The sequence below is a fragment of the Bifidobacterium cebidarum genome, from assembly GCF_009193305.1.
Lineage (GTDB): Bacteria > Actinomycetota > Actinomycetes > Actinomycetales > Bifidobacteriaceae > Bifidobacterium > Bifidobacterium cebidarum.
The window spans coordinates 248,387-270,733 of record NZ_WBVS01000001.1 but is presented as its reverse complement, the minus strand read 5'-3'; the positions used below and the strand labels follow the sequence as shown (position 1 = coordinate 270,733).

The 22,347-nt window shown below is 59.3% G+C and carries 16 protein-coding genes and 1 tRNA gene; 11 read left to right on the top strand and 6 right to left on the bottom strand.

Annotation, left to right across the window (positions count from 1 at the left end; all coding sequences use genetic code 11):
• Positions 1 to 61: 61 nt before the first annotated feature.
• From F7D08_RS01105 to galE, 5 genes are all read left to right on the top strand, one after another.
• Complete coding sequence (locus F7D08_RS01105; RefSeq protein ID WP_152208907.1) at positions 62 to 1,378, top strand: ABC transporter substrate-binding protein; 1,317 nt, start codon at positions 62 to 64, stop codon at positions 1,376 to 1,378.
• 181 nt (positions 1,379 to 1,559) lie between these two features.
• Positions 1,560 to 2,531: a carbohydrate ABC transporter permease gene (locus F7D08_RS01100; RefSeq protein WP_152208906.1), complete on the top strand. Its 972-nt coding sequence runs from the start codon at positions 1,560 to 1,562 to the stop codon at positions 2,529 to 2,531.
• Complete coding sequence (locus F7D08_RS01095; protein WP_152208905.1) at positions 2,528 to 3,487, top strand: carbohydrate ABC transporter permease; 960 nt, start codon at positions 2,528 to 2,530, stop codon at positions 3,485 to 3,487. The genes F7D08_RS01100 and F7D08_RS01095 overlap by 4 nt, the downstream gene beginning before the upstream one ends.
• Positions 3,488 to 3,919: 432 nt before the next feature.
• Complete coding sequence (gnpA, locus tag F7D08_RS01090) at positions 3,920 to 6,175, top strand: 1,3-beta-galactosyl-N-acetylhexosamine phosphorylase (protein ID WP_152208904.1); 2,256 nt, start codon at positions 3,920 to 3,922, stop codon at positions 6,173 to 6,175.
• Positions 6,176 to 6,353: 178 nt separating this feature from the next.
• Positions 6,354 to 7,376 (top strand): UDP-glucose 4-epimerase GalE, encoded by a 1,023-nt coding sequence (galE, locus tag F7D08_RS01085; protein WP_100493501.1) that lies wholly within the window; start codon positions 6,354 to 6,356, stop codon positions 7,374 to 7,376.
• A gap of 9 nt (positions 7,377 to 7,385) precedes the next feature.
• Here galE and F7D08_RS01080 read toward each other — a convergent pair whose 3' ends face one another.
• Both F7D08_RS01080 and F7D08_RS01075 read right to left on the bottom strand, forming a co-directional pair.
• Positions 7,386 to 8,063 carry a LuxR C-terminal-related transcriptional regulator gene (locus F7D08_RS01080; RefSeq protein ID WP_152208903.1) on the bottom strand — a complete coding sequence of 226 codons (678 nt, stop codon included), beginning with the start codon at positions 8,061 to 8,063 and terminating at the stop codon, positions 7,386 to 7,388.
• Positions 8,060 to 9,385 (bottom strand): ATP-binding protein, encoded by a 1,326-nt coding sequence (locus F7D08_RS01075; protein ID WP_152208902.1) that lies wholly within the window; start codon positions 9,383 to 9,385, stop codon positions 8,060 to 8,062. The genes F7D08_RS01080 and F7D08_RS01075 overlap by 4 nt, the downstream gene beginning before the upstream one ends.
• A gap of 113 nt (positions 9,386 to 9,498) precedes the next feature.
• Between F7D08_RS01075 and F7D08_RS01070 the strand changes: the two genes are divergently transcribed.
• The 3 genes from F7D08_RS01070 (at position 9,499) to F7D08_RS01060 (ending at position 14,078) form a co-directional block, all read left to right on the top strand.
• The gene (locus F7D08_RS01070; protein ID WP_152208901.1) at positions 9,499 to 11,460 is read left to right on the top strand and encodes a PspC domain-containing protein; all 1,962 of its coding nucleotides are present in this window, start codon (positions 9,499 to 9,501) and stop codon (positions 11,458 to 11,460) included.
• Positions 11,453 to 12,355, top strand: coding sequence for a hypothetical protein (locus F7D08_RS01065; RefSeq protein ID WP_152208900.1), 903 nt, complete (start codon positions 11,453 to 11,455; stop codon positions 12,353 to 12,355). The genes F7D08_RS01070 and F7D08_RS01065 overlap by 8 nt, the downstream gene beginning before the upstream one ends.
• Before the next feature lie 115 nt (positions 12,356 to 12,470).
• Complete coding sequence (locus tag F7D08_RS01060; protein ID WP_152208899.1) at positions 12,471 to 14,078, top strand: alpha/beta hydrolase family protein; 1,608 nt, start codon at positions 12,471 to 12,473, stop codon at positions 14,076 to 14,078.
• Between the two features lies 1 nt (position 14,079).
• Here the strand turns inward: F7D08_RS01060 and F7D08_RS01055 are convergent, their stop codons facing one another.
• The 4 genes from F7D08_RS01055 to F7D08_RS01040 all read right to left on the bottom strand — a co-directional run bounded on the left by F7D08_RS01055 (position 14,080) and on the right by F7D08_RS01040 (position 18,447).
• Positions 14,080 to 14,718 (bottom strand): DUF4125 family protein, encoded by a 639-nt coding sequence (locus tag F7D08_RS01055; protein WP_404979629.1) that lies wholly within the window; start codon positions 14,716 to 14,718, stop codon positions 14,080 to 14,082.
• Positions 14,715 to 16,877, bottom strand: a complete 2,163-nt coding sequence (locus tag F7D08_RS01050; RefSeq protein ID WP_152209090.1) for a DUF4037 domain-containing protein — start codon at positions 16,875 to 16,877, stop codon at positions 14,715 to 14,717. The genes F7D08_RS01055 and F7D08_RS01050 overlap by 4 nt, the downstream gene beginning before the upstream one ends.
• 189 nt (positions 16,878 to 17,066) lie before the next feature.
• Entirely contained in the window at positions 17,067 to 18,257 is a 1,191-nt protein-coding gene (locus F7D08_RS01045; protein ID WP_152208898.1) for an MFS transporter, read from the bottom strand.
• 116 nt (positions 18,258 to 18,373) lie between these two features.
• Positions 18,374 to 18,447: transfer RNA gene (locus F7D08_RS01040), tRNA-Pro, on the bottom strand.
• Positions 18,448 to 18,641: 194 nt separating this feature from the next.
• Between F7D08_RS01040 and lysS the strand changes: the two genes are divergently transcribed.
• The 3 genes from lysS to F7D08_RS01025 all read left to right on the top strand — a co-directional run bounded on the left by lysS (position 18,642) and on the right by F7D08_RS01025 (position 22,187).
• Positions 18,642 to 20,324 (top strand): lysine--tRNA ligase, encoded by a 1,683-nt coding sequence (gene lysS / locus F7D08_RS01035; RefSeq protein ID WP_152208897.1) that lies wholly within the window; start codon positions 18,642 to 18,644, stop codon positions 20,322 to 20,324.
• Between the two features lie 60 nt (positions 20,325 to 20,384).
• Positions 20,385 to 21,374: a 1,4-dihydroxy-2-naphthoate octaprenyltransferase gene (gene menA / locus F7D08_RS01030; protein WP_152208896.1), complete on the top strand. Its 990-nt coding sequence runs from the start codon at positions 20,385 to 20,387 to the stop codon at positions 21,372 to 21,374.
• Between the two features lie 72 nt (positions 21,375 to 21,446).
• Positions 21,447 to 22,187, top strand: coding sequence for a phosphoglyceromutase (locus F7D08_RS01025; protein ID WP_100493512.1), 741 nt, complete (start codon positions 21,447 to 21,449; stop codon positions 22,185 to 22,187).
• The last annotated feature ends 160 nt before the right edge of the window (positions 22,188 to 22,347 follow it).

Genomic DNA, 22,347 nt, shown 5'->3' with positions numbered 1-22,347 from the left:
ATACATTGACAATTGTTCGTCACAGGGAAGTGATGAGACCATATAACGAAGGAGTAGAGATATGGTATCGCATAACAAGCGTCTGGTAGCCGCACTGGCTGCAGTAGCCGCCATGGGCATGGGCCTTGCCGGCTGCGGTAGCGACACTGCCAACACTGGTGATTCCAGCAGCGACGGCGGCAAGGTCACCATCACCTACATGCACCGTCTTCCGGATTCCGAAGGCATGACCCTGGTTAACGACATCGTTGCCAAGTGGAACAAGGAGCATCCGGACATTCAGGTCAAGGCCACCAAGTTCGATGGCAAGGCCTCTGAGATGATCAAGAAGCTTGAGACCGACGTCAAGTCCGGCGAGGCTCCTGATCTGGCTCAGGTCGGTTACGCCGAGCTGCCTGAGGTCTTCACCAAGGGGCTGCTCCAGGACGTGACCCAGTATGCCGAGCAGTACAAGGGCGACTTCGCATCCGGCCCGTACAGCTTGGTTCAGGTGAACGGCAAGGCCTACGGCCTGCCGCAGGACACCGGCCCGCTGGTCTACTTCTACAACAAGGCTGAGTTCGAGAAGCTCGGCATCACCGAGGTCCCGCAGACCGCTGACGAGTTCATCGCCGCTGCTAAGACCGCTGCCGCCGCCGGCAAGTACATCATGTCCTACCAGCCTGATGAGGCCGGCAACATGATCTCCGGTCTGGCTGGTGCTTCCGGTGGCTGGTACAAGGTGAAGGGCGACTCCTGGGTCGTCAACACCGAGACCGATGGCTCCAAGGCCGTTGCTGACTTCTACCAGCAGCTGCTCGACGTCAAGGCGGTTACCACCAACCCGCGTTGGGATCCGTCCTTCGATGCCTCCATCAAGGATGGCCAGCTGATCGGTACCGTGGCCGCCGCTTGGGAAGCTCCGCTGTTCATGACCTCCTCCGGCGGCACTGGCTCCGGCGAATGGCAGGTCGCTCAGCTTGGCGATTGGTTCGGCAACGCTGGCAAGACCGGCCCTGACGGTGGTTCCGCTGTGGCCGTGCTGAAGAACTCCAAGCACCCGAAGGAAGCCATGGAGTTCCTGGATTGGTTCAACACCCAGGTTCCGGATCTGGTTTCCCAGGGCCTGGTGCCGGCTGCCACCACCGAAGACGCCAAGACTCCTTCCGAGTGGTCCACCTTCTTCGGCGGTCAGGACATCATGAAGGAATTCAAGGACGCCAACAACAACATGGGTGACTTCACCTACATGCCTGGCTTCTCCGCAGTCGCCGCCAAGATGAACGAGACCGCTGCCAAGGCCACCGATGGCTCCGGCAAGGTTGCGGACATCTTCTCCGACGCGCAGACCACTTCTGTGGATACGCTGAAGAACCTCGGCCTGTCTGTTTCCGAGTGACATTAACGGCTAAGGTTCCTTCCAGCCGCTAATCTCCTCAATCACACATCGAAAGGCCGGAGCTCAACACTCCGGCCTTTCCTTTTACCTAAGTTCGGTTCGCTGATATCTGACTACACTGATCCGGACTTCATCGCTTACTTTCATTTCTCACTGTTCTTTTGAAAGACAGGTTTTCCCTATGACTGCAACAACGAAAACGGCGAAGACGGGGGTCGCCAGGCGTGCCGCCAAGCCAAAGGCGTCTGACGCTGCCAAGCGTGAGAACCGCACCGGCTGGGCCTTCATGGCACCGTTTGGCATTCTCTTTGCCCTGGTCTTCATTCTGCCTATCATCTGGGCTATTTACTCCAGCTTCTTCCGTCAGGTCACCACAGGCGGTGGCGCATACGGTGGAGGCGAACTGGTCAACAAGTTCGTAGGACTGCAAAACTTCCAATACGTTGTTACTTCCGGCGCTTTCTGGGCTGGCGTAGGCAGGGTGGTGCTCTACACCCTGGTTCAGGTCCCGGTCATGATCATCGCGGCACTTGCTCTGGCAATGCTCATCGATTCCTACATCGTCAAGCACATCACCGCATTCCGTCTGAGCTACTTCCTGCCGTACGCCATCCCGGGCGTGGTCGCATCCATCATCTGGGTGTACCTCTACAACGGTCAGATTTCCCCCATCGTCAAAGGTCTTGCCGCCATCGGCATCAAGGTCAACTTCTTCGGCGATAATGTGGTCCTCGGCTCCATGGCCAACATCACGACGTGGACCTTCACCGGCTACAACATGCTGATCTTCCTCGCCGCACTGCAGGCCATTCCGCACGACCTGTACGAAGCCGCCCGCATCGATGGTGCCAATGGCTTCCAGATCGCCATGAAGATCAAGCTGCCGAACGTACGCGCAGCCGCCCTGCTTGCCATGTTGCTCTCCATCGTCGGCACTATCCAGCTGTTCAACGAGCCTCAGGTGATGTCGATTTCCGATCCGAGCATTTCCAAGTCGTACACGCCAATGATGATGGCCCTCAACACTTCGCAAGGCACGCTGACCCCGGGTGGCGATGGACCTGCATCCGCTGTGGCCATCGTTATGGCACTGATCGCTGGCGTACTCGCCGTAGTCTACACGCTCGTTGAAAGGAAGGTGAACGCAGAATGAGCACCGCAGAAGCTATTGATAAGGAATCGCGTGCGGCAGCGCGCGCTCGCAAGAAGGCCGATAAGATTCGCGATAAGCATGCCAACGATCTGCCTCGTTCCATGCAGCCTTCCGCGCTGGTCAAGACCATCACCATCGTCGTTCTGGTCTTTGCCCTGATTTACTTCCTGTTCCCGATCTACTGGGCCATCATCGCATCGACCAAGACGCCGAGCCAGATGACCGGCAGCAATGGTCTGTGGTTCGCCGTGGGTCTGAGCGATCTGCCTGCAGCCATCGCCAAGAACTACGGCACACTGATTGGTTGGACCCGTGGCCAGTTCTGGCGTTGGGTGCTGAACTCCCTGATCTACTCGGGCGTTTCCGCTCTGGTCGGTACGCTGGTGGCTGTGATGGCAGGATATGCCACCGCGAAGTTCAACTTCCGTGGCAAGAACCTTGCCATCGGCGTCATCATGGGCTGCATGCTGATGCCGGCTGCACTGCTGACCATTCCGCAGTACTCCATCTTCCACGCCATGCATCTGACCAACACGATGCTCTCCATCATCATCCCGTGCTGCGTCTCTCCGTTCGGCTTCTTCCTGGGACGCGTGTATGCGCAGACCTCAGTGCCGAACGAACTGCTTGAGGCGGCTCGCATCGATGGCGCTAGCGAAGCACGAATCTTCTTCACGATTGTGCTGAGGATTCTGGCTCCGGCAATGGTCACGATTTTCCTGTTCCTGTTCGTTGCCACGTGGAACAACTTCCTGCTGCCGTTGATGATGGTCTCTTCCGACACCCTGAAGCCGGTGACTTTGGGTCTGTACGGCATGGTCTCTCTCGCAACCTTCACTGATCGTGGCGCTCTGATGATGGGCGCTCTGCTCGGTGTGCTGCCGGTGATTGTGCTCTTCCTCGGTCTCCAGCGCTACTGGCAGGCCGGTCTCGCCGCCGGTGCAGTCAAGGGCTGACGCGTTTAGCAGACAGCCCGGTGGGCTGTCTGTAGCGTCAGCCTGAGCGAGGCGGCAGCCGAGCGAGGGCCGGATTGAGTCTCGCCGAAGGCGAGTCCGTTCTTGCAGGGGCCGTCAATATTCCCGTCGCCCGGCATCTCGTGCTACTCCTTCCGATGCCGGGCGGCTTCTCCACCAAGTAGCACACAACATACTGACCCGGAGACTTGCTGGTCCTTGCCGATGAACAATTGTCGGCAAGGTCGGCAGGAATCCCCGGTGATGTTGCATTCGCTCTTCCGGCGTCGCCGTAGGGCGCACTAGTGATTTATGCAGTCAGAATCCTGGACGCCCGACGGCGGGGTCGGATTCTTGTTTTATATGCATATATTGTTTACAATTTAATCGGCTACAACAATTACCGACATAATCAATGTCCTCAAAGGAGAGACCATGACCAGTACCGGCCGCTTCACCTTGCCAAGCGAGGAGAACTTTGCCGAAAAAACCAAGGAGCTTGCCGAATTATGGGGTGCGGACGCGATTCGTAACTCCGACGGCACCCATCTGGACGAAGCCGTACTCGCCCTCGGCAAGAAGATCTACAGCGCATACTTCCCGACCCGCGCGCATAACGAGTGGATCACCCTGCATATGGATGAGACACCGCAGGTATACCTGCTGACCGATCGTATTCTGGCCGAATCGGATGCGGTCGACGTTCCGCTGATGGGCGGTTTCTTCTCCGAACAGTTGAAGCCGAACCGCGATGCCGACCCGCACAAGTACTGGGAGGTCGTGGACCGCACCACCGGCGAAGTCGTTCCGGCGGAGCGGTGGGCGCTTGATGCTGGCGAGGACACCGTGCATGTGACGGGCGTGACCCCGTGGCACGAGTACACGGTGAGCTTCCTGGCCTACATCATTTGGGATCCGGTGGAGATGTACAACCACCTGACCAACAACTGGGGCGACAAGGAACACGAGATTCCGTTCGACATCTACCATCCGGCCACCCGCAAGTTCGTGTTCGACACGTTCGAGCAGTGGCTGAAGGACAATCCGCAGGTGGATGTGGTGCGCTTCACCACGTTCTTCTACCAGTTCACCCTGCTGTTCGACCCGAAGCATCGCGAGAAGATCGTGGATTGGTTCGGTTGCGCCTGCACCGTGAGCCCGGCTGCGCTTGATGATTTCGAGAAGGAATACGGCTACCGTCTGCGCCCGGAGGACTTCGTGGACGGCGGCGCCTACAACTCCGCATGGCGTGTGCCGCGCAAGGCGCAGCGCGACTGGATCGATTTCCTCTCCGGCTTCGTGCGCAAGAACGTCAAGCAGCTCGCCGACATGTCCCATGCCGCGGGCAAGGAGGCGATGATGTTCCTCGGCGACCAGTGGATTGGCACCGAGCCCTACAAGGAAGGCTTCGAGGACCTCGGTCTGGACGCCGTGGTCGGCTCCATCGGCGACGGCACCACAACCCGTATGATCGCCGATATTCCGGGCGTTCGGTACACCGAGGGCCGTTTCCTGCCGTACTTCTTCCCGGACACCTTCTACGAGGGCAACGACCCAAGCATCGAAGGCCTCGACAACTGGCGTAAGGCCCGTCGCGCCATCCTACGTTCCCCGATCTCCCGCATGGGCTATGGCGGATACCTGTCGCTCGCGGCCAAGTTCCCGAAGTTCGTGGACACGGTGACCCATATCGCCAACGAGTTCCGTGACATCCACGACCGTACGGACGGTAAGGCCGCCGAAGGCGAGCTCAACGTGGCGATTCTGAACTCCTGGGGCAAGATGCGCTCCTGGATGGCGTTCACCGTGGCTCATGCACTGCCCAACAAGCAGACCTACTCCTACTACGGCATTCTGGAATCCCTGTCCGGCATGCGCGTGAACGTGCGCTTCATCAGCTTCGATGACGTACTGGAGCATGGCGTGGCCGACGACATCGACGTGATTGTAACCGGCGGCCCGGTCGACACCGCGTTCACCGGCGGTGACGTGTGGGCGAATCCGAAGCTGGCCGAGACGCTGCGCGCCTGGGTGCGTGGCGGCGGCGCTCTGGTGGGCGTGGGCGAGCCGAGCTCGCTGCCTCGCTTCCAGGCCGGCCGTTTCTTCCAACTGGCCGACGTGTTCGGTGTGGACGAAGAGCGTTACCAGACCCTGTCTGTGGACAAGTACTTCCCGCCGGTCACCCCGGATCACTTCATCACCGCCGACGTGCCGGTGGACGCCGAAGCCCGCGAGGCGTGGGAGAAGGCCGGTTACCGCATTCCGCTGTCCGGCTGCGGCGGTGGCCAGGGCATCGAACCGCTCGGCGGCATCGACTTCGGCGAGCCGGTGCTCAACACCTACCCGGTCAACGAGGACGTGACGCTGCTGCGCGCTGATCATGGCCAGGTGCAGCTTGCGGTCAACGAATACGGCGAGGGCCGTGGCGTGTACGTGTCCGGCCTGCCGTACTCGGCCGCCAACGCGCGATTGCTGGAGCGTATCCTCTTCTGGGCGTCCCATAACGAAGGCAGGTACGCGGCATGGAGCTCTTCGAACCCGGAGTGCGAGGTCGCACACTTCCCGGAGCGGGGCCTCTACTGCGTGATTAACAACACCGACCAGCCGCAGACCACCACCGTCACGCTGGCGGACGGCAGCAGTGAAACCTTCGACCTCGAAGGCAGCGGCATCGCCTGGCGCAACGCCTGATCTGACATAGTGGCTCCCCTCTTCAAGGAGGGGAGCCAATGTTCTCTTTTGTGAACAAAACGGCTCACGCGAACCGCTTATCGAGCTTGATTTTGTCACTCAGTGCAGTAAACTCAGTCATGAAAGAACAAAAGTGCACATTCAAGAAACAGAAGTGCACATTCTTCAAGGAGAAGATATGACCACTGTTCTGGTTACGGGCGGCGCAGGCTTCATTGCCACCCACACTGACGTTGAGCTGTTGAACAAGGGATACGACGTGGTGTCCGTAGACAACTACGGCAACTCGTCTCCGATTGCTCTCGACCGCGTCGAGCAGATCACCGGCAAGAAGATCAAGCGCTACGACGGTGACGTGCGTGACGAAGCCCTGATGAACAAGATCTTCGACGAGAACCCGATCGACTGGGTCATCCACTTCGCGGGTCTCAAGGCCGTGGGCGAGTCCGTGGCCAAGCCGATTGAGTACTACGACAACAACCTGTACTCCACGCTGGTGCTGCTCAAGGTGATGCGTGCCCACAACGTCAAGAAGATCATCTTCTCGTCTTCCGCAACCGTGTACGGCACTCCGAAGGAACTGCCGATCACCGAGGAGACCCCGACCGGTGGCACTACCAACCCGTACGGCACCTCCAAGTTGTTCCAGGAGCAGATCCTGCGCGACGTGCATGTGGCCGATCCGGAGTGGACTATCGTATTGCTGCGTTACTTCAACCCGGTCGGCGCTCACGAATCCGGCCTGCTGGGTGAGGATCCGAAGGGCATCCCGGCCAACCTGACCCCGTATGTGGCCAAGGTCGCCATTGGCGAGCTCAAGGCCGTGCAGGTCTTCGGCGACGATTACGACACCCCCGATGGCACCGGTGTGCGCGATTACATCCACGTCGTCGATCTGGCCAAGGGCCACGTGGCCGTCATCGACCACATCGAGAAGCCGGGCGTGTTCACCTACAACCTGGGCACCGGCCACGGCTACTCCGTGCTCGAGGTCATCAAGGCCTACGAGAAGGCCGCCGGCCACGCGATTCCGTACGTGATCAAGCCCCGTCGCCCCGGCGACATCGCCGCCTGCTACGCCGACGCCTCCAAGGCAGCCCGCGAGCTGGATTGGAAGGCCGAGCTGACCATCGACGATATGGCCAAGTCCTCCCTGAACTGGCAGACCAAGAACCCTAACGGTTTCCGCGACGCCAAGTGACCTTGTAGGTCACACAATCCGCCTATCGGCGGCCCAACGAGTGAGCTCGGTGCGGTTGGAAAGCTGAAGCTTTCTGAGCACCGAGCTCACATGCGTTTCCACGGTTTTAATCGAAATAAACAATTCCGCCGCCACCTCTTTATAGGTGTATCCGCGGGCGATCAGGCGCATCACTTCCTGCTCGCGGGCGGACAGACGATCCAATTCCTCATCGTGTACTGGTGCATCCGCACCGCCGAACGAGCCGCCTTGGAATGCGGACAATACAAAGCCAGCCAACTTCGGCGAGAACACCGCATAGCCCTCGTGCACCTGCTTGATCGAGGAAATCAAATCAGCGCCGGTAATGGTCTTCGTTACATACCCCTGTGCTCCAGCGCGAATTACCGAACCTACATCCTGCGGTGCATCGGACACAGATAGCGCCAGAAACACGGTATCGGGGGAGTAGGGACGCGATTTCAGCAGAATCTCCGCACCGCCACCGCCTTCGCCGCCCGGCACATGCACATCCAGCAGTACCACCTGCGGCTTGACCTGCGCGATCATCGCCACGGAACTCGGCACATCCGCAGCCTGACCGACAATATCGAATGTGTGCTGCAGTGTGGCAATCACGCCGGCACGAAACATCTCATGGTCATCCACCACCGCCACACGAATCTTTGCGGTGCTGTCCTCGCTCATTGACTCTCTCCTTGCTGTGCGGCACCACTTGGCGCTATTGGCATATGCATACGCACTTCGGTTCCCCACCTGGCTCTGGACACGATTTCCACTGTACCGCCGCGCCGCTCGACGCGACCGATGATGGATTCGCGAATACCCAGTCGGTCCTTCGGTATCGCATTGATATCAAACCCATTGCCATGATCGCGTACAAACACTTCCACCAAAGTGGCATTGGCCTCGCAGTACAGGGAAATCGGCTCACCGCCATGCGTCACCGCATTGACCAACGCCTGACGTGTGGCATCGAGCAGAGCATCGGTCTGCGCACTGGGGCGAGCATCGCCCACGGTCACCACTTCAATGGGCTTGCCATGGCCGTCCTCCACCTCGGCGGCAATCTCCTTCAGTCCGGCGCTCACCGAGCGGTCGGAAGTGACACGCTCTTGATACAACCATTCGCGCAACTCCCGTTCCTGCGCGCGCGCCAACGTGAACACGCTCTCCGGTTCCTTGGCATGCAGTTGAATCAAGGCCAGCGTCTGCAGCACCCCATCATGCAGATGCGCGGCCATATCCGCGCGCTCCTCTTCGCGCTCCTTCAGTGACTGTTCGTGGGCGAGCTGCCGCAGCATGGCGTTGGCCCATGGCAGCACGGCGGTCACCATCGCCGCGATCATCACCAAACCGGATGCCATAATGCGGCGAGGCGACGTGCCCCAGCCAATGAACGACACATTGGATACATACATGGCCCAGCCAATGAAAATCAACGTAAGTCCGCCCAGCATAGAGAACACCTGCATGCCGCGCGGCACCAGATTCATCCATGCCAATGCGATGCCGGCGAATACCAGCATCAGCGGCATGATGACGTCGTTGCTGACTCCTGCGCTCAAGAGCAGCAAGCCAATAGCCATCAATGCGAAACCGCTTAATGCCACCAATGCTGGTTTGGGCGCACGCTTAACTGCATCGGTCAATGATTCAGGCTTACCGATGATTTCCTCGGGTTCGATAGCCGAACCTTGCACATTCACTGGCCGATTACCGTGGGCCAAAGGCGCCTGATTGACGGGCACAGTGCCCGATTGCGCTGCAGCAGCTGCGATCGGATCGCCAGCTGGTACGAAAATCCACAAGAACACGTATCCGACAATGCCGGCGCCATAAAGCATGGTCAGCACAATGAACGCCAAACGCACCCAGGCCGCGGAAATACCAAGGTGCAGTGCGATGCCCTTGCATACGCCGGTCAGCCAGCGGCCGCGTTTGGGCCGCAACAACGGCATGCGCGCGGGCAGTAACGGCTCAGGGGCGAGCAGTGTGGGTGAAGTCATACCTCCATTGTGCCGTGCCTAGGGAACCATCACCAGGTTTTGAGCCTATGTTCAGGGACGAATCAGGGTGGTTTCGGGGGAGTATGGCATAAGACAAGCGCTGTAATGGAACTATGAGCAATCCGAATGTGAATCATCAATACCAACCGCCGCGCGAGGGCAATGGCCTAGATGGTGGTACTACCAATGGCAAGGTTCCTCAGCGCATCTTCGCGTGGATCCGGTGGAGCGGCCTCGTACGCGGCGACGACCGGTGGATCGGCGGCGTATGCAGCGGCATCGCCGCCCGACTTGGCTGGAGCCCCACCTTGGTGCGGGCGCTGGTCATCATCTTCACCCTGTTCTTCGGCTTCGGTGCTGCGTTGTACGCATTCGGCTGGTTCTTTATGCCGGATGTGCGCGACGGGCGCATCTTGGCCGAGGAACTCATCGCTGGCCGATGGGATTGGAACTGCCTCGGCTGCTTCGTGTTCATCGCCGTGGCGATCCTGATTCCGGGAGCCGGCTGGGTGAGCATTGTGGTGGCGGCGCTTGCCTTGTGGTGGCTCGCGAAAAGCGGCATCCGTCAGCGCGAGGGATACGGTTTCGGCGCTCGCGGTAGCCGTGTAAAAGGCGCGCCGACTGGTCCGTACCCTCCATATGGGTTCGGAGCTGACCCTACTGGGCCTGCAAGTCCCAATGTCACGCCGAATGGCATGCCATACGCTCCGGCCGCCCCGTATGGTTCGCCGGCATCGTATATGCAGGCGAACCCGGGCGTAATGCCCAATGTGCCTAGTCCAGCAGGAGCTGGCTACGCTCCGGCCGCTGGTCCTGTCGCGGTTGGTGCGGCACTATACCCAGGTGCGCCTCGACCGATGCCGCAAACAGGTGCAATGCCGCCAAGTCAGCCGCAGCCTTACATTCAAAGCGCTGTACGGACACCGTTCTCGCCGCAAACTGCACAGTCGGTGCCTCCTTATGTTTCACAAGGTGTTTCACAGTCTGCCGCGGCTGCTGCTCCGCACCAATCCAAGCGCCGCAAGCCGGCCGGTCCGATTGTGGTGCTGAGCGTATTGGGTATTTCCTGCCTCTCCTTCGCTGCCCTCATGGGATGGATATGGTTCAATGATCTGGGCATCGAATCCATCATTCGACTGGGTACCGTATGGATTTCCGCAGTGTGCGTGCTGATGGGGCTTGTGGTCGTAATACTCGGTGTCAAAGGCCGGCGAACCGGAGGCCTGATTCCTTTGGGCCTTATCGCCGGATTCTGCGCGGCCTGCATGATCATGGTGTCCGGCACCTATTCGGCCTATTGGTACCGCTATACGCTTGCCGATCGGCAGAACCCGTTGCAGAACATCGAACTGACGCACAACGCAAGCTCCGAGAACTTGTACGACATGAACGAAGTGCAAGTCGGTCGCACCTTTGCGGCTGATTCCAGCGACCATACGTTCAAGAAACTCGAGCAGGGCGTGGCGTTCACCGGCGATAGCTATGAACAAAGCAAAGCCATTCTCGACCTGTCTGCCTGGGACGACACGCATGCGCCGCATCAGGTGAAAACGCATAGTGGCAAAACCATCACCACCAATTGCCCGGCCGGCACCATCAAGGTAGCTGCCAGAAGTGCGCAAGTGCATATCATCCTGCCGGATGGCTGCACGTACGGATTTGGCTCGGGACAATACGGATACATGGTCGGTCCAGCCAGCGTGGGCGGCAAATACGCACTGGTATATGACACCTCTGGCAGCTTCAACTTCAGCTTGGACGGCAGTTCGCCATTCCCAACTGCGCCCATAGGGGGGAAGAACTACGAATGGATGGCGAACCAACCTGACTTGATGCCGGAATCAGGTCGTCCTGAATTGCTGATCGCCGTGCCCTACACCGTGGAAGGCCGCGTCAATGTGGTCTACGCATCCGACTGGGAGGATGCCAACTTCCAGGAATTTGCCGACAAATACGGTACCGAAAGCGGCAACCTCGAACGCCAGCAGTATCTGGACGAAGACAGTGACTACTCGCCTTGGAATCAGGAGCCTGATAACTCCGGCGACGCCAGCAAGGAGGCGAACAATGACTGACGACATCAATGCAACCAAGGAATTCCAGTCCATCGAGGATGTGTCCCAGACACAGACCATTCCCACGGAGCTGCAATCAACGGAATCGGACGCGAATGACACCAAGGTATTCGAATCCGTGGCTGATACTAGCCAGACCCAGGTGCTGCCCACGGCAAACGATGGTCAGCAGACGCAAGTGCTGAACATTGAGCAGCAACCGTCGGATGAGAGCCTTACCCAGTCGATGGCTGCCATCGAGGATGAATCTCAGGTTGCCCAGACCCAAGTCACCAAGCCTCACGATGCAGAGGCTGCAAACGATGAGATCGCGGAAGGCGATCAGCCGGAAGTGGAAACCATCGCATTGCAGTCGGTGGCGGATGTGGAGGAGCCTAGTACCGACGAAGCCGAATCCACTGAGCCTGATGCTGCTGAGCCTGATGCTGATGTCAGAACCGCGCCCGACTTGAACGTTCCCCTTATGGAGGCATTCGCCCAGCCTGCTGCCGCGCATGTTCAGCCTCAAGCTGCAGAGGCGGACGACAACAGCACTGTTGCCGACGATGCGGCTGATTCCAACACCCATACGGAATCGTCTGCGTCCGCCTCGGCGACTTTCGCGACTCCGGCTGCCAGTGCCGCTCCAGCACCGACTGCCGAATCGGAAACAGACAATCCCAAGCGCTCAGCCAGCGTTCCGACCATCATTTTCGGGGTGCTCGGCATGGTGATCGGTGCGGTCGGCCTCGTGTGCGGCTGGGCGTTCCCCGGTCTGCTCATCGAAAGCTTCTATATCGATCCGCGCATACTGACGGCCATCATCTGTGGTGCGGTCGGCGTGATTCTGGTGATTGTGGCTATCATTTGGGCTGTCCTGGGCTCCAAGAAACAGCATCAGACCACTGACCAGTGATACCTCATATGGCGGCTCCTCTTGCTGAAGAGGAGCCGTTTGCGGTTGGAATAGATGGTGTTCTGGCCTGCAAGTTGAGACTGGGTGACGATGCGAGTACACCTATGCCTGTTGCATGAATCGGGAGGATGCGATGAAACGAGTGGTGCGCATTGCGGGTGTTGCGCTGGTCCTGCTGCTTATCTGCGCGCTGCTTGGCTGGGCTATGCTGCCGCGGTGGAATAACCAGCCCTATACCGATCACATCGGCGTAACCTCTGCCGATCCTGCTATCGTTCCGGCGAACATCGCCATCGCTCATGAAGGGCAATACCAGACCCGCGAAACCCAGCTGTCCATCGATGTCGGTGACGGCGAGACGCTGCCTGCCGTGCTCCGTGAGCCGATTAATGCGCCTGGGAAACGGCCTGCCTGCCTGTTCATTCACGGGTCAGGCACCAGCGGCGCCGAGGACTTCGGCGACATCGCCAACGCCATGGCCTCCGCCGGCATCGTGACCTTGGTGCCGGCCAAAAGCAACGACGACTACACGGTATTCCATCGCGACTACCCGCGATTCGCCGGCGAATACAGCACGGCGATGGATGTACTGCGCGGCATCGACGGTGTGGACCAATCCAACACCGGTATCTATGCCGAATCCGAGGGCACTTGGATCGCCACGGTTTTAGCGTCCAAGCGCCACGATATCGCATTTGCGGCGCTCACTTCAGCACCGGTATTCAAAGGCCGTGAGCAGATGGCCGTGGCGATGAGCACGTATGCGCATGAGGCCGGGGCACCAAAGCCGGTGATCGAAGACACGATGAAATTACTGTCTTTGGACTACAAGCCGTTTGGCTTTCAATATGCCGATTTCGATGCCGACTATTATCTCAAATCCTTGACCATGCCGGTGCTGGTGAGCTACGGCGTATACGACACCGCCATGCCCATCGAACAAGGCGCGCAACGTATCATGCGCGTGGCCGCGCGCAGCGGGAACAAGGCGGTGACCGTACGCTACTTCGCCGGCAACCATCAGATGCGCGCCGGTAAGGGGCTGTTCGCTCCTGGGCTTCCTCTCGCCGATGGCTATACACAGGCGTTGGAGAACTGGGTGAACGGTGTGGCGGCTGGAGCATCGACGAGCGGCTGGGCTACGCCGCAAGTGGCGGGCGTCCAGCCGAATCAGCAGTATGCGGCGCCGAGCCGAACCAATTCCGGCATCATCGGATCATTGGGGGTGCTGGTGGGTGTGATGCTCGCCGGGCCGATATTGCTGGGGGCTGCCTTGCTGCTGGGCCTTGTTGCAACCTTGCGCGCGGCATGGCGTGAGCGGGATAACGGATTTGTGCGTATGCCGGGAAAACGTGCGGCATTGTATACGGTGCCGCCATCGCACGCTCGTGGAACGATGTCTGCCAGTATTACCGAACCCTGCTGGGGCTTGGGAGTGAGCCTGCTCACCGCTTCTGCGTTGCTGTACGGCTATCTTGCCGCAGTTGGTGCCGCAGCGGTATTCGCCATGACTCCGGCACCGGGGCTGTTCGATATCGGCTGGCATGCGGTGCAGGTAATTGCTATCCTTTCGGTGATTATTCTCGCGTGGAGTGGGGAGGTCATGTGGAGCATTCGCCATAGCATTACCGGTCTTCAACGTGCAACGTGCTGGCTGGTGATTGCAGCTGCGGTTTTCACGCTGCTCTCCATGGCATTCTGGGGCCTGTTCGGCTGGGCCTAGGTCACGACTGCGCTGCTTGCAGGGCCTCCGCCTCGTCCAGACTGTCGAATCCACCCAGCCTCACCGTGTGCAGCAATGTTTCTTCAGTGATATTGCGTGGAGGAGTAGCGCTCGCGCGCTCGCTGATCATGGCTTCATACAGGTTGAACGTGGCATCTGAATACGTACCGAGTTCGCCACGCAAATAGGTCTCGAACGAGGTGGCTTGAGACGTGTCTTCACTGGTGGTGAGCACGCGCATGGCTTGACCGAGCCTCGGGTAGCGCTCGCGGAAATCAGCAGCCCATGCCACTTGCTGTGTGATGACCTGCTCTTGACGTGCGATGCGGTCTGCCGATAGCTCTGGAATATACGGCTCGATGTTCTTTGCGAACTCGTCTGGCGCAGTGGATGCCATCATGCGGCCATACTTTTCGGTGATGAGGTTGCGGCCGATTTCATCCGCCGCGTCCAGATCCGCCGCATAGGAAACCAACAAATCATGCGGCCATGTCAAGAACTGCGCCAGACGCATCTGATGGAACACTGGCCAGTTACCCTGGCAAGCTGCGCGGCCGCCCTCGTTATTGGTGTTCTGGAATTGGTTCCATTCATGCCGCACAATGGCTTCGCGCAGCTCATCATCATGGTGAGTCATCATAAGCTCCTCAATACAGGATTGTTGGACTGGATATGCTCCTCCACATAGGGGCGCTGCCATTCCAGGAAGGCTTCGCTGGACGTAGTCAAACCTTCGCGTTGCAGCTCTTTGACGATTTCATCGGCAATGTGCTCCACGGTGTTAGCGATGGAATCGGCGGCAGGAGCAGCGCCCTTGCCTCCCTCACCGAATCCGGCCCCACCGAAGCATGCGGCCGAGCTCAGACGCATCACCGTCTCCAATTGTTCGCAGATATCCGGCAATAAGGCGAACATCGAGCCGGACAATTTGCGCAGGGCGGCGAACTGCCACTTGTAATACGGCAAGTAGCCGACGATCAACGGCTTATTAATCAGGAATACCAGCGAAGCTGTAGCGTTCACGAACTCATTGATGGATAGCCAGGCGGCGGCGCCGTCGCCGCGTTTCAGGGAGCGTGGCAGATTGTATTGCCCGGCTTGTGCGATCATGCCGAGACGCTTGGAGATCAGCGACAAGCGCACATCATCCGGCATGTCCTTGAAGCCTTGACGCACTGACGAGAAATCGCCGGTCGGGTCTTGGAATACCGCGCCATTGGTGGCCGCCGCCAGCGTGGCCTCATCCAACATCAGCCACTCATGCGGCGCATCCTGAACGGGGGCTGCGGCATAGCCGGTGATGGAGGTAAAGAACTCGCCGATGCGGAACACGCCATCGCGACGGTTGGCACCTTGCGCGCGCGGCGTGGTGGGGGAGAGGTGCTGGGTGGCGGGCGAGTCGGCAGTCGCGCTATCGTCAGCGGCGTCGGCGGTGCCGGTGAAGTGCACGGCGCCTTGTCCGTCCACCATAAAATCGCGTGGCAGTGCATCATAATCAGCCTGCAACTGCTTGCCGATGGCTGCATAATCCTCATCGTTGAGCCACAAGCAGAAGCGCGGGCCGAAATCATGGTCCTGGGAGTATCGATCGTCGAAGCCATAGCATTCCGAACCGTGGCCGACCAAACCTGCTGCAATACGGGCCGCATAGTCCGGGTAACGCTGCACGATCATCGGTTTGCCGACCTGATTGAAGAATTCGCGCGCCAGCTTCAGGCCGGAAATCGGGCAGGATGAATCTGATGCATCATCAGCGGTACCGACGACAGAGCCAGATGCTGCTGCGGTTGCGGTACTGCCGGTGCCATTGAGCGTAGCAGCATTGCCGTTAGTGTCACCGGCGCTCGCTGTGTCCGCTGCACTGCCAGCCTTAGCTTCAGCCTCGCGCAGATTCTCAGCGGTGATGCGATAGTAGTCCGTGTCCGTGCCATAGCATTCGGCGATAACCGCCAACGCCTTGCGATAGTGGTCCACTGCCTCGCTGTAGCGCTGTTCGGCATAGAGCACTTGCGCAAATCCCGCCAATGCGGAAGCATAATGCGCGGAATGCGTGAGCTTGCCGGTGGCATAAATGGTCAATGCTTGGGCTGCGTGCGTATGGGCATCCTCAAGTTTGCCTTCCTGCAGTAGCACCAAAGCGAGATTGGTGTGGGAGGAGGCCACATCGATATCAGCTTGCGGGTTCACGCTCGATGCTTCGATGATGGTGAGAGCCTTGCTCAGCTCCTCTTCCGCTTGAGGCAGACGGTTGGTCTCGCTGTAGAGCATGGAGAGGTTGTTGTGCAGTGCCGCCAGCCGGCGATCGTTGGCCGGATAGACCTTTTGCGCACATGCCAGCGCTTGAGCATAGAGATCTTCGGCTTGATCGTATTGTTTTGCCGCGCGCATGGCCGTGGCGCAATTGATCAGCGTGGTGGCCCAGACTTCGGAACCTTCCAATCCCATATGCAGTGCCAGTTCGATGGCTCGTTGCACAATCCACTGGTTCTCCTTGTGGCGGCCCTGCGAACGGTAGAATCCCATCGTTTCATTGAGCACGGTCAACAGGCCCGCTTCGTCGCCTGCATTCTCCGCATCCACTGCGGCTTGCTCCAGATATGGGCCTGCCTCGGTCTCTGCGGCGTGACGGTTGAAGATGTCATCCAAGCCGTTGAGGAAGGCGGTGGTGTCAAAGGTTGCGGGCGCCTCACTGCCATCAACGTCATTATTGTCTTGCAAGCCGGCTGTGTCATCCAGATCGCCTGGGTCGTGCGCAAACTGTGCGGCGAATTGCTCGAGCAGCGCGTCTTCGTCAACCATCATGGTCCTCCTTGAACAGACTCTCGTATCAGTCTATGGGCAGGGAGGCGTGCATGTCACTACAACCTTGTGAATTACCTCTCAGTCTTTGTCGGCCAGTCATTCTTGTGGACTGTAGGTTTTTGAACACTGACTGTAGGTTTTTGAACGAAATTCGTTCGAAAACCTACAGTCAGTGTTAGATATCCGTCAGTCAACGTTGATATTGCGCAGACGTTGGGCGGCTTCGGTATCCGTCTCGCAACGCCAGGAATAGAACGCCAGCAAACCCACGGACAGTATGGCCAGCGGCAGTCCGCCCAAGCCAGTGAATCGGTAATTCATCGAGAAGGTGGTCAGCATCAGGCCGCCGACGATGGAGCCGACCGCGTTGCCGAAGTTGAACGCCACCTGCACGGCCGCTCCGGCGATGAGCTCGCCGCCGCCCTGGCCGGCTTCGGTCATCAAGAGCTGCTGCGGTGCGGAAATAAAGAACAGACCAAAGGCGATCCAGAAGGTAAGCATCGCGGTGGTGAAATGATTGCCAGGTAGCAGAATGACCATCAGCAGGCCGATGCCGGAGATGGCCTGACCAAGAGCTGCCGTGCCGGCATGACGCCAACGGTCGGTGATGCGACCGCCGATCAGGCCGCCGACCACCATGCCGAAGCCTGCGAGCATCATCAGGAACGGTACACACGCAGACGGCCATCCGCCGGTTTTCTGCAGCCAAGGGGAGACGTAGCTCCACCAGCAGAACACGCCTGCGTTGCCGGTGAATACGGCGGCGAGAATCACCCACGGGCCGCGACGAGTAAGGAACTTGAACTGGCCCGCGATGCCGGCATCCTTGATCGGCGCTACATAAGGAATCATCATGACGGTGAGCACGATGGTCATGGCGGCCCATGCGGCAAGCACGCCGAAGGCGAGTCGCCAGTTCAGATACTCGGCAAGCAAGGTGCCGGCAGGTACGCCGAGCATATTGGCCACAGTCTGTCCGGTAACCATGATGGATACGGCTTGTGCCTCCTTGCCCTTATCGGCCAGCGTTTTGGCGATGAGCGTGGCGGTGCCGAAAAATGCGCCATGCGGCAGTCCGGATATGAATCGAGCCACGATGAGGATGGCTGCATTCGGCGCGAATGCGGACATCATATTGCCCACAAGCGCAATCACCATAAACAGCACGATGAGATTGCGCGGCGGCACTTTGCGACCGAACACCAGAATCAGCGTGCCGATGCATACGCCGATGGCATAGGCGGAGATGTAGTTGCCGGCGGTCGGGATGGAAACATGGGTGGCTTCGGCGGCCTGCGGAAGAATGCCCATCATCACGAATTCGGCCGCGCCGAGGATGAATGCGCCTGAAGCGAGTGCAAGCAAGCTTTTCTTCATGTTGTGTTCCTCTTGGATTGTGCTGTGAGGCGTAGATGGCCGGGCAATATCACTGCATTGCGCGGCATGCGCATAGCAAAAGGGCCACCGGCTTTCACCGATGGCCCTTTGAGTTGTCGGGCTGGCGGGATTTGAACCCGCGGCCTCTTCGTCCCGAACGAAGCGCGCTACCAAGCTGCGCTACAGCCCGTTTTGGCAACAGACGTAAATACTACAGGATTATGCGATGAGTGCAAAATCGGCGTGTCGCGGTCTTGTTATGTACGATCTGCGCGTGCGTCACATGTGCCTTCTCATGTGTCGGAAGCACCATCAATGGGCCATATGCAGGGCGTGGAAGTTAGCTGTCCGTATAATCGCCGGCCTTGCGTACACTGAAGAACCATGGCTGAAGTTGTAGAACATACCGAAAATACCGAGAACGAAACCCCGGCGGTCCCGCAGATGACCACCGTTGAGCGCGCGGAAATGCTGCTTAAGCAGGACGCCACCATTACCGAGAAGATCAAGTCCGGCGCCACGCTGGACGAGGCCGTGGACCCGTCCAACAAGGAATTCGGCCCGCTGGCTCACCCTGAACAGGTGCAGATGCGCGTGGCCAAGCGCGCTATGATGCTGGACGCCGGCATCGCCCCCTACCCGGTGCACCTGGATGTGACCAGCACCATCGAAGCCGTGCGCGCCAAGTATGATGGCAAGCTCGAAGCCGGCGAAGAGACCGAGGACATGGTCGGCATCGCCGGCCGTGTGCTCTTCCTGCGTAACGCCGGCGGCCTGTGCTTCGTGCAGCTCGCAGCAGGCGATGGCACCAAGATTCAGGGCATGATCTCCAAGAAGGAGATCGGCGCCGATTCCCTGAAGCAGTTCAAGCAGCTCGTTGATCTTGGCGACCACCTGTACCTGAAGGGTCGCGTCATCGCGTCCAAGACTGGTGAGCTCTCCGTGTTCGCCACCGAATGGGCCATCGCCTCCAAGGCCTTGCAGCCGCTGCCGGCTTTGCACAAGGACCTCAACGAAGACACCCGCACCCGCAAGCCGTACATCGCCATGATCGCGGATGAGAAGACCCGCAACATGGTGCGCAACCGCTCCAAGGCCGTGGCCTCCCTGCGCAACACCTTCGCCAGCCACGACTTCCTCGAGGTCGAGACCCCGATGCTGCAGACCCTGCACGGCGGTGCCGCGGCCCGTCCGTTCACCACGCATATGAACGCGTTCGACCTGGACCTCTACCTGCGCATCGCCCCCGAACTGTTCCTCAAGCGCTGCCTGGTAGGCGGCATCGACCGCGTGTTCGAGATCAACCGCGACTTCCGCAACGAGGGCGTCGACGCCACGCATGCTCCCGAATTCACGATGGTCGAGGCATACCAGGCTTACGGCACCTATGATTCCATCGGCCAGCTGGTCAAGGAACTCGTGCAGAAGACCGCCATGGACGTCTACGGCTCCCACAAGGTCACGCTGCTCGACGGCACCGAGTACGACTTCGGCGGCGAATGGAAGTCCATCAGCATGTACGACTCTCTCTCCGAAGCCCTCGGCGAGGAAATCGTGCCGAACGGAGGCCCTGACCACCCCGGCACCTCCGTGGAACACCTTGGTGAGATCGCCGACAAGCTCGGCGTGGAGCGCGACGAAGTCGAAAACCACGGCAAGCTGGTCGAACACCTCTGGGAGCACTTCTATGAGGACAAGCTCTACGAGCCGACCTTCGTGCGCGACTTCCCGGTCGAAACCTCCCCGCTGGTCAAAGGCCACCGTACCAAGCCGGGCGTGGTGGAGAAGTGGGATCTCTACGTGCGCGGCTTCGAACTGGCCACCGGCTACTCCGAGCTCAACGACCCGGTGGTGCAGCGCGAACGCTTCGTGGCCCAGGCCAAGGATGCGCTCGCTGGTGACGAAGAGGCCTGCGACATCGATGAGGACTTCCTCGAGGCTCTTGGCGTGGGCATGCCTCCGGCAGGCGGCATGGGCATGGGCATCGATCGACTGCTCATCGCGCTGACCGGCGCCACGATCCGCGAGACCATCACCTTCCCGTTGGTCAAGCCGCTGGTCGCCTGATTAGTGTTGTGATTCTGGCTCCCCTAGAAAATGGGGAGCCTTTTATTATTGCGAGGAATCATGAATCTGCGTTTATGGCTCAGTGGTTTGCGTCCGAAGACGTTGCCCGCTTCCATCGCGCCGGTGCTGGTAGGAGCAGCGCTGGCGTCGCGAATTATCGATCGACTCGGCACTTGTATCGATAGTTTTCCGGTGCCTGCCGAATGCGTTGCCAATCGAGCTGTAGCCGAGCCATTGCAAGCTCATTTTTGGCCGGTCGCCGTACTGTGCATGTTCGTGGCAATGTTGCTGCAGATTGCGGTCAACTTCGCCAATGACTATTCCGATGGCGTGCGCGGCACTGATGATGGTCGGGACACGGCGGAATCAGATTCAACATCTGATGTGAATAACCGGATTGCCAAGCCACAGCGACTCGTCGCTTCCGGAGTGCCGCCGAAGCATGTGCTGGCAGCTGCCGGCATTGCGGCAGGACTTGCGGCTCTCTGCGGTTTGGCGGCAGTGCTGATCTCCCATGCTTGGTGGCTGCTGGCTGTAGGTGTGCTGAGCATTGCTGCCGGCTGGTTCTATACCGGTGGCAGGCATCCGTACGGGTATGCAGGTCTTGGTGAAGTCGCGGTGTTCCTGTTCTTCGGTCTTGCCGCGGTACTGGGTACTGAATATGCGCTGAGCAGCTCAATCGACGCGCTCGGTGTGGCTGCGGCCATCTGCTGCGGGCTGAATGCCGCGATGCTGCTGATGGTCAACAATCTGCGTGACATTGAATCTGACCGTGAGCATGATAAATGCACGCTGGCAGTGAGGCTTGGGGAGCAGCGCGCCACTGTTCTGCTGATGGTCTGCTGCATTCTGGCGTGGGCCTTGGGATTGTTCCTGTGCATGTATCTGTGGATGCCGTGGGGAGGCATTCTATTGATCTCCGGCATCGCCGTGCCGATTCGTATGGTCTCCAGTGTGCCGAAGCATCAGTTCCGCACAGCGTTGAGCGACGCCGGGTTCCAGACGCTGCTGTTCGCGGTGGTCGCCGCCGTTGCTGCGATGATTGCATAACGTTACCTAAACGATGCGCAAAACATAAGATAAATGTTCGCGTTTGGCTCCTTCGGGCGGTAGACTGGCCGTATGTCTTACAAACTAGTACTGCTCCGTCATGGACAGAGCGCATGGAATAAAACCAACCAGTTCACCGGCTGGGTCGACGTTCCGCTGACCGAACAGGGTGAAGCTGAAGCCAAGCGTGGCGGCGAGCTGCTCAAGGAGAAGAACGTCCTTCCGGACATCGTGTTCACCTCCCTGCTGCGTCGCGCCATCAACACCGCCAACATCGCACTGGATGCCGCGGATCGTCTGTGGATTCCGGTTGAGCGTAACTGGCGTCTCAACGAGCGTCACTACGGCGCTCTGCAGGGCAAGAACAAGACCGAGATCCGTGAAGAGTACGGTGACGAGAAGTTCATGCTGTGGCGTCGTTCCTACGCCACCCCGCCGCCCGAGATTGATCCGAACGACGAGTACGCCCAGAACCACGACCCGCGCTACGTCGGCGACCCGGTTCCGGAAGCTGAGTGCCTGGCCGATGTGGTCAAGCGCGTCGAGCCGTACTTCAAGTCCGCCATCGAGCCGGAGCTGAAGGCTGGCAAGACCGTGCTGATCGCCGCTCACGGCAACTCCCTGCGTGCCATCGTCAAGATGCTGGATAACCTGTCCGAGGAAGAGATCGCCAAGGTCAACATCCCGACCGCTATCCCGCTGCTGTACGAGCTGGACGAGAACTTCAAGCCGATCAAGCCGCGTGGCGAGTACCTGGATCCGGAAGCTGCTGCTGCCGGTGCCGCTGCCGTCGCCGCTCAGGGCCAGAAGTGATCTGAAGCGCCCCCAGCGCTAAGACATTCAAGGGACTGCGCACAATAGTTGTGCAGTCCCTTTTTTTATGCGCCACCGACGCAGATTGGTGCAGTACAAAATCCTGCGTCAGAGCAAAAAGAAAACGGCGCCCAGTTGTAACCGGATCGCCGTTTCGGGC

Excerpts from the sequence above, each read along its gene's own strand:
- F7D08_RS01080 (WP_152208903.1), bottom strand. The coding sequence starts at position 8,063 with ATGAGCGAGGACAGCACCGCAAAGATTCGTGTGGCGGTGGTGGATGAC.
- F7D08_RS01045 (WP_152208898.1), bottom strand. The coding sequence starts at position 18,257 with ATGAAGAAAAGCTTGCTTGCACTCGCTTCAGGCGCATTCATCCTCGGC.
- F7D08_RS01100 (WP_152208906.1), top strand. The coding sequence starts at position 1,560 with ATGACTGCAACAACGAAAACGGCGAAGACGGGGGTCGCCAGGCGTGCC.
- F7D08_RS01055 (WP_404979629.1), bottom strand. The coding sequence starts at position 14,718 with ATGATGACTCACCATGATGATGAGCTGCGCGAAGCCATTGTGCGGCAT.
- F7D08_RS01095 (WP_152208905.1), top strand. The coding sequence starts at position 2,528 with ATGAGCACCGCAGAAGCTATTGATAAGGAATCGCGTGCGGCAGCGCGC.
- F7D08_RS01070 (WP_152208901.1), top strand. The coding sequence starts at position 9,499 with ATGAGCAATCCGAATGTGAATCATCAATACCAACCGCCGCGCGAGGGC.
- galE (WP_100493501.1), top strand. The coding sequence starts at position 6,354 with ATGACCACTGTTCTGGTTACGGGCGGCGCAGGCTTCATTGCCACCCAC.
- F7D08_RS01060 (WP_152208899.1), top strand. The coding sequence starts at position 12,471 with ATGAATCGGGAGGATGCGATGAAACGAGTGGTGCGCATTGCGGGTGTT.
- F7D08_RS01050 (WP_152209090.1), bottom strand. The coding sequence starts at position 16,877 with ATGGTTGACGAAGACGCGCTGCTCGAGCAATTCGCCGCACAGTTTGCG.
- gnpA (WP_152208904.1), top strand. The coding sequence starts at position 3,920 with ATGACCAGTACCGGCCGCTTCACCTTGCCAAGCGAGGAGAACTTTGCC.
- lysS (WP_152208897.1), top strand. The coding sequence starts at position 18,642 with ATGGCTGAAGTTGTAGAACATACCGAAAATACCGAGAACGAAACCCCG.
- F7D08_RS01025 (WP_100493512.1), top strand. The coding sequence starts at position 21,447 with ATGTCTTACAAACTAGTACTGCTCCGTCATGGACAGAGCGCATGGAAT.
- F7D08_RS01075 (WP_152208902.1), bottom strand. The coding sequence starts at position 9,385 with ATGACTTCACCCACACTGCTCGCCCCTGAGCCGTTACTGCCCGCGCGC.
- F7D08_RS01105 (WP_152208907.1), top strand. The coding sequence starts at position 62 with ATGGTATCGCATAACAAGCGTCTGGTAGCCGCACTGGCTGCAGTAGCC.
- F7D08_RS01065 (WP_152208900.1), top strand. The coding sequence starts at position 11,453 with ATGACTGACGACATCAATGCAACCAAGGAATTCCAGTCCATCGAGGAT.
- menA (WP_152208896.1), top strand. The coding sequence starts at position 20,385 with ATGAATCTGCGTTTATGGCTCAGTGGTTTGCGTCCGAAGACGTTGCCC.